The organism is Ruminococcus sp. RTP21484sp1_RTP21281st1_A8_RTP21281_210402 (genome assembly GCF_040914025.1).
Lineage (GTDB): Bacteria > Bacillota > Clostridia > Lachnospirales > Lachnospiraceae > Blautia_A > Blautia_A faecis.
The window spans coordinates 97,940-108,603 of the sequence record NZ_JBCPGE010000010.1 but is presented as its reverse complement, the minus strand read 5'-3'; the positions used below and the strand labels follow the sequence as shown (position 1 = coordinate 108,603).

Annotated in this window: 7 protein-coding genes and 2 pseudogenes; 6 read left to right on the top strand and 3 right to left on the bottom strand. The window is 44.1% G+C overall.

Features of this window, described 5'->3' with window-relative positions:
* Positions 1-441 (bottom strand): annotated as a pseudogene (locus AB5170_RS07010) (aspartate--ammonia ligase); the annotation flags it as partial.
* Between the two features lie 250 nt (positions 442-691).
* On the opposite strand from AB5170_RS07010, the gene AB5170_RS07005 reads away from it, so the two are divergent.
* On the top strand, positions 692-1,588 hold the full coding sequence (locus AB5170_RS07005; RefSeq protein ID WP_313719070.1) for a hypothetical protein: 897 nt from the start codon (positions 692-694) through the stop codon (positions 1,586-1,588).
* Positions 1,589-1,669: 81 nt separating this feature from the next.
* Here AB5170_RS07005 and AB5170_RS07000 read toward each other — a convergent pair.
* Positions 1,670-1,738, bottom strand: a pseudogene (locus AB5170_RS07000) (DUF6783 domain-containing protein); the annotation flags it as partial.
* A gap of 187 nt (positions 1,739-1,925) precedes the next feature.
* A complete protein-coding gene (arcC, locus tag AB5170_RS06995; RefSeq protein ID WP_148461122.1) occupies positions 1,926-2,858 on the bottom strand; it encodes a carbamate kinase in 933 nt (310 codons plus the stop codon).
* A gap of 691 nt (positions 2,859-3,549) precedes the next feature.
* Here arcC and AB5170_RS06990 point away from each other — a divergent pair.
* The 5 genes from AB5170_RS06990 to fmt all read left to right on the top strand — a co-directional run bounded on the left by AB5170_RS06990 (position 3,550) and on the right by fmt (position 10,663).
* On the top strand, positions 3,550-5,205 hold the full coding sequence (locus AB5170_RS06990) for a hypothetical protein (RefSeq protein ID WP_368361309.1): 1,656 nt from the start codon (positions 3,550-3,552) through the stop codon (positions 5,203-5,205).
* Positions 5,206-5,440: 235 nt separating this feature from the next.
* A complete protein-coding gene (locus AB5170_RS06985; protein WP_256144236.1) occupies positions 5,441-6,898 on the top strand; it encodes a UDP-N-acetylmuramoyl-L-alanyl-D-glutamate--2,6-diaminopimelate ligase in 1,458 nt (485 codons plus the stop codon).
* Between the two features lie 3 nt (positions 6,899-6,901).
* Positions 6,902-9,130: a primosomal protein N' gene (priA, locus tag AB5170_RS06980; RefSeq protein ID WP_256144237.1), complete on the top strand. Its 2,229-nt coding sequence runs from the start codon at positions 6,902-6,904 to the stop codon at positions 9,128-9,130.
* Positions 9,131-9,223: 93 nt separating this feature from the next.
* Positions 9,224-9,706, top strand: a complete 483-nt coding sequence (def, locus tag AB5170_RS06975; protein WP_118578240.1) for a peptide deformylase — start codon at positions 9,224-9,226, stop codon at positions 9,704-9,706.
* A complete protein-coding gene (gene fmt / locus AB5170_RS06970) occupies positions 9,707-10,663 on the top strand; it encodes a methionyl-tRNA formyltransferase (RefSeq protein ID WP_226854671.1) in 957 nt (318 codons plus the stop codon).
* Position 10,664: the final 1 nt, after the last annotated feature.

The window sequence follows — 10,664 nt, the reverse complement described above, 5'->3', positions numbered from 1 at the left end:
ACGGACAGTGTTAATGAGAGTTTCTACATTTCTCTCTTCTTTGGTGATGATCTTCTCCCAGTCCCACTGGTCTACATAGATGGAATGGATGTTGTCAACATCCTCATCACGGCGGATGGCAACCATATCGGTGTATAAGCCCTCACCTACAGAGAAACCATATTTCTTCAGTGCATAACGCTTCCATTTTGCAAGAGAATGTACGATTTCAGCGTTGCAGTCCATGCCTTTGATGTCAAAGCTTACCGGACGCTCCACGCCGTTCAGGTTATCATTGAGGCCGGAACTTGGATCTACAAATATAGGTGCGGAGACACGCAGAAGGTTCAGCTTCTGTGCAAGTGTCTGCTGGAAAAAATCTTTCACAGTTTTAATTGCTACCTGAGTATCATGAAGATTAAGGTCTGCATGATAGCCCATAGGAATTTTTAATTGTTCCATGGGAATCCTCCTTGTTGATTGTGTTAATCTCTGTTTTCTGTTCACGATAATTTCTAGTCAGACCGTGAACAGGAACAATCTTGGTTTATTATAACAGGTATTTTCCCGCTTGGCAATTTAGACCTTGCAAGAAATATGCAAAAAAGATACAATAAAAGACAAAGAATGTGATGATTTTTCCCTGTTGGAGCAAAAACAGGAATTACAGGTTGTGGTGAAACAGAATAACCAGAGAACCGGGAGGATGTCTATGGAGAAAAAAAGGTGCCAGGTCTGCGATGGGCCTGTTGTAAATGGCAGATGTAAGCTGTGTGGAATGCCTTATAGAAATGATGAGACTTTGTATCATCTGAATGAGAACAGAAGTGACCATTACCGTCATGCTACCAGCCGGGCGCGGGCAATCATGCGCCAGGAGGAAATCCCACTGGGAGATAAGAAGGCTGGAAGTGCTGCATATAAGACCGGGACCGGAACAGGCGTGGCAGGAGCCGGAAATAAATATGATCAGAAAACGGGAACTGGAAGTTCTAAGTCACTGGCTGGTGCAGGCACAGGGAATTTTTATAATAAGGGAAGTGTGAAAGCTGGAAGTACATATGGAGGCAGCACTGGCGCTGCTAAGAATGGAAATAAGGTCTCTGTCCCTGCTGGGAATTATAATTCCAAGAGCAGACAAAGTACAGCTGGAACTTACAGCACTGCAGCTAAAAAAAGCAGTGTTTACACCCAGAAACCGGTAAAAAAGAAAAAAGGCTCCCTTTTTGGATGGCTCATGGTCCTGGTGATCATTTGCGCAAGCTTACCGGAAATCCGGGATTCCCTAAAGGACAGCCTTGCTCCGATACTTGAAGAAGAATTTGGAGATATGTTCGGCTCTGGGGCTGATTCAGCTTCTTATAAACTGATAGCAGGAGATGTGCTGGAGGTTGGGGAAAATGTGGATGGAGGCATTGTCCCAGGATATTACATTGCTTCCTGTTCAAATGGTTTTGTAAGTTTTATGATCATGGGAGAAGATGGTGAAAACGGAAGCATGACAGTGACAGATGGTGTGGAGCGTAAGATTACCCTGAAAGAGGGAGATCTGATCGGAATCATAAATATAGAGTCGGAAGATTCCTCACTGCTGCTTACTGCACGCTGAGACTGGGAAAAGAATTGTAAAAAAGAATAGTAAAAAAAGAATAGTAAAAAAAGGAACCTCGTTAGATGAGTACTTATTTCGTCAGAGGTTCCTTTTTGTATGTTTAAAGCGTGTTTGAAAAAGCATTCCCGCAATCTGCACGCCCCATTTTGCAGAAAGCCTTTTTCAAACAGGCTCTAGTACATCGAAAATTAAGCTTCTGCTATATTGACGTAGGATGATTTCTTCATATGCAAGGCGGAGGAAGGAGGCGTAGCGGTGGCTACGGCGACTGACGACAACGCAGCAGATGAAAAATCAGACAAGTCAATATGGCAGTTACTTAATATTCGATGTACTAGCGGATGGTAGTTCCTGTTTTTCCTTCATAGCCCTCTTTGGCATGAGCCATATCGGTAATCACAGTGCTCCGGCCTTCCCCTTTCTCAATAAAGGAAATACCTGCTTCGATTTTGGGAAGCATGGAACCGGAAGCAAACTGGTTCTCTTCAATGTATTTCTTAGCGTCCGCTACAGTGATGCTGCCAAGCTTCTGCTCATTTACCTGACCGTGGTTCAGACTTACGTTCTCTACACTTGTGAGAATCAGAAGAGTATCGGCATTTAATTCTTCTGCAAGAAGTCCTGCGGCAAGATCTTTCTCAATGATGGCACTGGCACCGTGAAGGTTGATGCCCTGCTCAAGCACTGGAATTCCACCGCCGCCGGCTGCGATAACAACCTGGTCTGCATTGAGAAGTGCTCGTATAGTCTCAAGCTCTACGATTCTCTGTGGCTTCGGAGCTGCTACGATTCGTCTGTATCCGCCATCAGCAAGTCTGGTGACAAAGTTTCCTTTTTCTTCTTCTGCTTCAGCTTCTTCCTCAGTGAGAACACGTCCGATAATTTTCTCCGGATCTGCAAAAGCATCGTCATATGGATCAATAACAGTCTGGGTAAGAATGGTAGCAACAGGTTTGTAAATTCCGCGGCTGATAAATTCAGAGCGGATCGCATTCTGAAGGTCATATCCAATGTAGCCCTGGCTCATTGCGGAGCAGACTGACATAGGAGCGAATGTATAATCCGGGTGTGTCTTTCCAAATTCATTCATTGCAGTGTGGATCATGCCAATCTGTGGGCCATTGCTGTGGGAGATTACCACCTTGGCACCCTCTTCAACAAGATCTGCGATTGCTTTTGCTGCTGCTTTGGTGGCTACTTTCTGCTCTGGAAGTGTGGTGCCGAGAGCTCTGTGACCTAATGCAACTACTACGATTTTTTCACTCATAGGAGATACCTCGTTTCTGTCAAGAATATAATGCGGATATCAGAGTAAAGTGGATTACTGTGAAAGTATTCACAGCAACATGAATGATTTCTCCGGACATCCTTGTGTAATATCTTCCATTATAAAAGCTAAGGGGGGGAATTGCAATAGAAAAGTCCTTGAAACAGGAAAAGCCATCCGCATCAGGCAGATGGCTCATTTCCTATATTTTTGAGGGGGGAGATAGAGAGTGGTTTTTCATCTATCCGAAATTCATTATATCGGCAATTTGTGAGGAAAATGTGTCTCAAATCTAAAAGAAATCGAAAAAATATGAAATGAAAATAAAATCCGACCCTTTATTGCATTTAAAGACCAAGTGTGGTAAAGTAAACCTATCTTGTTTCTGCATTCTGCAGAAAAGAATTTCTACCGCGCCGGTTCGGCGCAAGATAACCCGTTTTTTGAAGGAAACCTGTTAACCTGGGCGTTTTATACGCTTTTTTGAAAATGGATGCATACAATGGCAAGGCAAATTTGCTTCGGAATGCTGTGAATAGGATCTGTTTAAGTGAGAAAGGTGTGATTCCCATGTGCTGTCAGTGACTCATTTATATGGTGATGTCGCCAGTAGGCGGCAAGTCCGTTTTGTAAAATAGTAGTTTAATAACAGAGATTAGTGAAAAATAGGGGTAGAAAAGGAGAAGTTATAATGAAAAACAGAATATGGAAAAAGATACTGGCAGTGGGAGTAAGTCTGCTTGTAGAAGCTGGGATGCTGGTTGGATGCACGGCGCAGCCGGCAGTGGCATATGGAGCAGAAATGGAAGGCGGGTTATCTGTTGCCCAAGATGCGGCATGGACAGATTTACAGAAATTTCAAGCGGTGATTTCTGTAAAGGCAGATGGGCTGGCGTCACTTACGTGGGGAAATGAAAACCAGGAATATGAAAGCAACAGCGAAAATTTATTCAGCAGTGGAAATCAGGACGAGAGCCTGGCAAATGATCAATATGATTTTTCGGATGAAACAATACCTCATCCAACATCTTACGAACTGGTAGTCTGGCTTTCTGAATATTTTCAGCCGGATGCTTCGTTTGTGGCACCTGAAGGCTGCCTGAAAGAGGAGCTTCCTATAGAGACTGCTGACGGAAGATCCAGCAGCATTACCGGATTCCGCTGGAAAATAAATCCGGGAGAACAGGGCAAACAGCTGAAAATTCCGGTTACCTTGCGGGATGAATATCGTTTCCCAGCAGAAAAACATACAGTTCCTACCTGTCAGGATATTTTGCATGCAAATGGTGCTATAAGCGGAGAAGAAAATGGAGGCGGAGTTTACATTGTAAAAAAAGTGGAAAATGAAAAAACCATTTTGTGTAAAGCTTTATCTAAGAATCTGGAGATACCAGCTGCACAAATGGATTTTTCAGTGGAAATGGAAGCCAAGGAAAAGGCGCTTTATACTGGAAAACGCATTCATATGGCAGTGAATCTGACAAATAATGGTCAGGTACCTTTTTATAAAATTTCCCTTCAGGCCAAAGTAAAAGAACAGGAACTGGTACCTGTATGGGAAAAGGAGCCTGGCCTTGAAGTTTTGGAAAGTGGTGCAGTGCTGGAAAGCCTTTCCGCAGGGGAAACACGAACCCTGTCTTTTTATATAGATCCGGACATGGATCAGAAAAGTAATCTGGAGCTGGAGCTTTTTGCAAAAACAGAAAATCCGGTTTCGTTGGAGAAAGCAGCAGAAAAACAGTTAACATTACAGCAGGGAAAAGCCTCTTTTACGGTAAAGAAAACAGCTGACTGCGACAACGCCAGCCCTGGGGAGACTGTGACTTATCAGATCAGTATTCACAATACCGGGGAGGTGACTCTGCATTCCGTAGTTACTACAGAACGTTTCGGGCTTGCCGGAGTAACAGCTACTTTTCAGGAACAGAGAGGTATAACCCTGAATAAAAGCAGGACTCAGGCGAAAATCCAGGAAATCGCACCTGGTGGCTGTGTGAATTTAAAGGCAAAAGTTGTACTTCCAAAAGATCTGAAAGACCAGAATCTGATGAATCAGATTATTGTAGTTACTGACGAGACTGGTGAGGAAAGCGCAGTGCGGGATCAGGCAACCATCCGCGTGGAAGATAAGGAGAAGGATAGTAGTGGAAATGGGAGCGGAACCGGAAATGGAGATGGAACTGGTATAGGCAGTGGGAACAGCGCTGGCACCACAATGGCTGCGTCCACCTCTCCAAAAACAGGGGATTCTTCCCACAAAGAGCTGTTTCAGGTACTGATTCTGCTTTCGTTTCTTTTTTCTGCTGCAGCTGCAAGAAGAATGTTTGGAGGCAATTTCCACAGATGACCCGTGAATGGAAACTACTATGTGAGGCGAACGGTTACTGTTTTTTAACAGGAAAGATTGAAAACAAATTCTGTGTGTGATATTCTATAAAAGAGTATGCGTTGCTGTATGATGTCACCAGATTAGAGCGTATTTGAAAAAGGCTTTCTGCAAGACGCGCAGATTGCGTGAATGATTTTTAAACAGGCTCTGGAGCGTGATTTTAAAGCAACGTCAATATAGGGAGGCATATATTATGAAATTATCATCCTTATTAGAGAAGTTAGAATACACCTGCGTGCAGGGAAGCACAGAGCAGGAAGTCACTGGTGTTGTTTATGATTCCAGAAAGGTAACAGACGGCTCTCTGTTTATCTGTATCAGAGGTGCTGTTGTAGATGGACATAAATTTATCCCGGATGTGACAGCAAAAGGAGCTAAAGTTCTGGTAGTAGAAGAGGAGGTTTCTGCACCGTCAGATGTTACGGTTATCCAGGTAGCAGACACCAGATATGCTATGGCATTTATTTCAGCGGCCTGGTTCGGACATCCGGCAGAGAAGCTGAAAACAATCGGAATTACCGGAACCAAGGGAAAAACCACCACTACCTATATGGTAAAATCCATTCTGGAAAATGCCGGATACAAGGTTGGTCTGATCGGTACTATTGAGGCAATTATCGGAGATAAGATAATACCTGCCTCCAATACCACACCAGAATCCTATGTAGTTCAGGAGTATTTTCACGAAATGGTGGAAGCTGGCTGTGATTGTGTGGTTATGGAAGTTTCCTCACAGGGGCTGATGCTGCATCGTACGCAGGGATTTGTGTTTGATTTTGGAATTTTTACAAATATTGAACCAGATCATATTGGCCCAAACGAGCACAAGGACTTCGACCATTATCTGTCTTGTAAAGCTATGCTTCTTAAGCAGTGCCGCGTAGGAATTGTAAACCGTGATGATGAGCATTTTGACAGAATTATAGAAGGACATACCTGTACTCTGGAAACTTATGGCTTTTCAAAAGAAGCAGACCTTCGTGCTGAGGATGCCAGACTGATTGGTGGAAAAGGCTATCTTGGAATTTCCTATCAGTTGAAAGGACTTATGGATTTCCCTGTTGAAATCGACATCCCAGGTAAATTCAGTATTTACAACTCTCTTACCGCTATTGCAATCTGCCGTCATTTTAAGGTTTCCCAGGAAAATATCCTGAAGGCGCTGAAGGTAGCAAAAGTGAAAGGCCGTATTGAGATGGTGAAAGTATCTGATGAATTTACTCTGATGATTGATTATGCACATAATGCAATGGCTTTGGAAAGTCTTCTTACTACATTGCGTGAGTATCATCCCCACAGACTGGTCTGCCTGTTTGGCTGTGGCGGAAACCGTTCCAGACTTCGCCGTTATGAGATGGGAGAAGTTTCCGGTCGTCTGGCAGATCTGACCATCATTACTTCTGATAATCCGCGAGATGAGGAGCCTCAGGCTATTATTGATGACATCAAAGTGGGCATGGCGAAGACAGAAGGTAAATATGTGGAGATTCCAGACCGCAAGGAAGCAATCGCTTATGCCATCCATCACGGAGAACCAGGGGATATTGTGGTGCTGGCTGGTAAAGGTCATGAAGATTACCAGGAAATCAAAGGTAAAAAATATCCTATGGATGAGCGTGTGTTGATTGCAGATATTCTTGCCGGAAAGTAAAACATGACATATGCAGATATTATTGTAGACATTTCCCATGAGAAGCTGGATAAAAGCTTTCAATATCTGGTTCCGGAGAAACTGAAGGACGAGATACAGGTGGGAATGGTGGTTTCCATTCCATTTGGAAGAGGAAATCATGTGCGCAAGGGATATGTAGTGGGGATTTCTGATGAGCCTAAGGTAAAGGGAATCCAGCTTAAGTCTGTTGTCGGTATTGAAAATGATCAGGAAACCACAGAATCCAGGCTGATCGCGCTGGCAGGGTGGATGAAAGAAAATTATGGCTCTACCATGATCCAGGCTCTGAAAACAGTTCTTCCTATTCAGAAAAAGATGAAAGCCCAGGAAAAAAGGTGGATAACCCTTCTGATTTCCAGAGAAGATGGGGAAAAGCTTCTGGAAGAGCTTGGCATGACCAGATTTAAAGCGCGTATTCGCCTTCTGGAAGCACTTTTGCAGAATGAAAATGGGAAAATCGAGACTGCCTGGGCTTCAAAGGAGCTTGGTACTACGGCTTCTGTCCTGAGATATTTTGAAGAACAGGGAATTGCTTCTGTGGAGTCGGATGAAGTGTACAGAAATGCAATTGCAGATGCAGAGAATATTCCGCATGTGGCACCAGCAGTATTAAGTATATCCCAGCAAATGGCTGTAGATCAGATCTTATCAGAATGGGAACACCCGGATCCGAGACCGGTTCTTCTTCACGGAGTTACCGGCAGTGGAAAAACGGAAGTATATATGGAGCTGATCGATAAGGTGATAAAGGAAGGCGGTCAGGCAATCGTGCTGATTCCGGAAATTGCGCTGACTTATCAGACTGTACGGCGATTTTATGGTCGTTTTGGTGATAAGGTGTCGGTAATTAACTCCAGACTTTCCCAGGGAGAGCGTTATGATCAGTTTAAAAGAGCCAAACAGGGAGAATTGCAGGTTATGGTGGGCCCCCGTTCAGCACTTTTTACTCCATTTGGAAGACTGAGGTTGATCATTATTGATGAGGAGCATGAATCTTCTTATAAAAGTGAAAACAGTCCAAGGTATCACGCCCGGGAAACGGCTATCCACAGAGCAAAGCTGGAAGGCGCAAGAGTAATTCTTGGTTCTGCAACTCCATCTATGGAAGCTTATTACAGGGCGAAAGAAGGAGAATATGTCCTTGTAAAGCTGGAAGCCAGATTTGAAGAAAGACCTCTTCCCAGGGTATCAATTATTGACATGAGGGAACAACTAAAAAAAGGAAACCGCCTTGCCCTCAGTCTGGAACTGAGAGAAGACCTGAGCCAGTGCCTGAAAAAAGGGGAGCAGGCCATGCTGTTTCTCAACCGCCGTGGCTACGCAGGGTTTGTTTCATGCCGTTCCTGCGGCCATGTAATGAAATGTCCTCACTGTGATGTTTCCCTAAGTGAGCATAATGGCAGAAAGCTGATCTGTCATTACTGTGGTTATGAAACTGTGAAACCGGACAAATGTCCAGTCTGTTCTTCCCCATATATAGGCGGTTTTAAAGCGGGAACCCAGCAGATCCAGCAGGTGGTAGAAAAAGAATTTCCAGAGGCAAGAGTTCTTCGAATGGATTACGACACTACAAGAGCTAAGGGAAGCTATGAAAAAATCCTGGCTGCTTTTTCCAGGCATGAGGCCGATATTTTGATTGGAACCCAGATGATCGTCAAGGGACATGATTTCCCGGATGTTACTCTTGTGGGGATCCTTGCTGCAGACTTATCCCTGAATGCTGATGATTATCGCAGTGGTGAGCGCACTTTTCAGCTTCTTACCCAGGCTGTGGGACGAGCAGGAAGAGGAAAGAAAGAAGGTCATGCCCTGATCCAGACTTATAGTCCGGATCATTACAGCATTCAGACAGCTGCAAAGCAGGATTACGAAGAATTTTATCAGGAAGAGATGGGATACCGTCTTCTTATGGATTATCCTCCGGCTGCCCATATGATGGCAGTGCTTGGTTCTTCGGAGGATGAGAAGCTTCTTGAGACAGCCATGCACTATCTTGGCCTGTTTACAGGAAAAATATATGCGGGAAAAGATCTTCATGTGATCGGTCCCGCTCCTGCGTCTGTAGGGAAAGTAAAGGATGTATACAGAAGAGTACTTTATCTGAAACATGAGAATTATGATCTGCTTGTCCGGATAAAGGACAGGCTGGAGGAATATATAGAAATCAATTCCGGCTTCAGAAAAGTTAATATACAATTTGATTTTTCATAAGGCGAAATACCGGAAATAAAGGGCTGCGTTAAGGTGCAGGGCTTTGAAACAACGGGTATTTCCAAATTCAAAGATAAAGGAGATAACACAGAGATGGCACTTAGAACAATCAGAACAGAGGGAGATTCCGTTTTAGAAAAAATCTGCAGACCAGTAGAGAAAATCGACAAACGTACAAAGGATCTGGTAGGAGACATGCTGGAAACCATGTATGACGCATGCGGTGTTGGCCTTGCAGCTCCCCAGGTGGGTATATTAAAGAGAATTGTAGTGATTGATATTGGAGATGGTCCAATTATTCTTATCAATCCGGAAATTCTTATGACATCTGGTGAGCAGACTGGCGAGGAGGGATGTTTAAGTGTTCCGGGAATGTCCGGTCAGGTTACACGCCCAAATTATGTGAAGGTAAAAGCTCTTGATATGGATATGAATGAGCAGATATATGAAGGAGAAGGACTCCTTGCTCGTGCATTTTGTCATGAGCTGGATCATCTTGACGGAAAAATGTACACACGTCTGGTTGAAGGTGAATTACATCATGTAAGTTATGACAATGAGGAGGAAGAGGAATAAATGAAAATTGTTTATATGGGAACGCCGGATTTTGCAGTCAATCCCCTTCATGCACTGGCTGAAGCTGGCTATGAGGTGACAGGTGTTGTGACCCAGCCGGATAAGCCGAAGGGAAGGGGAAAGAGCATGCTTCCCACTCCTGTAAAGGAAGAGGCATTGAAACATGGGTTCCCGGTTTACCAGCCTGTGAAGGTACGCGATCCGGAATTTTTACAGGTTCTTGAGAAACTGGATCCCGATATTATTGTGGTAGCTGCCTTTGGACAGATCATTCCCAAAAGCATTCTGGAGCTTCCGAAATATGGATGTATTAACATCCATGCATCCCTGCTTCCGAAATACCGCGGTGCAGCTCCTATTCAGCAGGCAGTTATTGATGGGGAAAAGGAGTCAGGTGTTACGATCATGAGAATGGGAACAGGTCTTGATACAGGAGATATGATCTCAAGGATCGTAGTGCCGATTGCAAAAGATGAGACGGGCGGAACTCTGTTTGATAAGCTTGCAGAAGCAGGAGCGAAGCTTCTTGTTGAGACATTGCCTCACATTTTTGATGGCACAGCTGTTTACGAGAAACAGCCGGAGGAAAGCCCTACTCCCTATGCCGGTATGATCACCAAACAGATGGGATTGATCAATTTCGGGAAATCAGCCGAGGAACTGGAAAGACTGGTGCGAGGTTTAAATCCGTGGCCAAGTGCATTTACTTTCTGGAATGGAAAAACTTTGAAGGTATGGGAAAGCTTTGTAGTAAAAAGTGAAGAAGCTGGCGCAGAAAAGCCAGAACCTGGAACAGTAGTAAAAACAGACAAAAAAGGAATTTACGTGGCTTGCGGTGAGGATGTTCTGGTACTTTCACAGGTACAGCTAGAAGGAAAAAAGAGAATGGATGCGGATGCATTCCTTCGAGGATGTCATATAGAAACCGGAAGCAGATTCACAGATAAAAAGGAGTGAT

What these genes read in the sequence shown, in the direction of transcription:
- AB5170_RS07005 (WP_313719070.1), top strand. Translation starts at nt 692, where the DNA reads ATGGAGAAAAAAAGGTGCCAGGTCTGCGATGGGCCTGTTGTAAATGGC.
- arcC (WP_148461122.1), bottom strand. Translation starts at nt 2,858, where the DNA reads ATGAGTGAAAAAATCGTAGTAGTTGCATTAGGTCACAGAGCTCTCGGC.
- AB5170_RS06990 (WP_368361309.1), top strand. Translation starts at nt 3,550, where the DNA reads ATGAAAAACAGAATATGGAAAAAGATACTGGCAGTGGGAGTAAGTCTG.
- AB5170_RS06985 (WP_256144236.1), top strand. Translation starts at nt 5,441, where the DNA reads ATGAAATTATCATCCTTATTAGAGAAGTTAGAATACACCTGCGTGCAG.
- priA (WP_256144237.1), top strand. Translation starts at nt 6,902, where the DNA reads ATGACATATGCAGATATTATTGTAGACATTTCCCATGAGAAGCTGGAT.
- def (WP_118578240.1), top strand. Translation starts at nt 9,224, where the DNA reads ATGGCACTTAGAACAATCAGAACAGAGGGAGATTCCGTTTTAGAAAAA.
- fmt (WP_226854671.1), top strand. Translation starts at nt 9,707, where the DNA reads ATGAAAATTGTTTATATGGGAACGCCGGATTTTGCAGTCAATCCCCTT.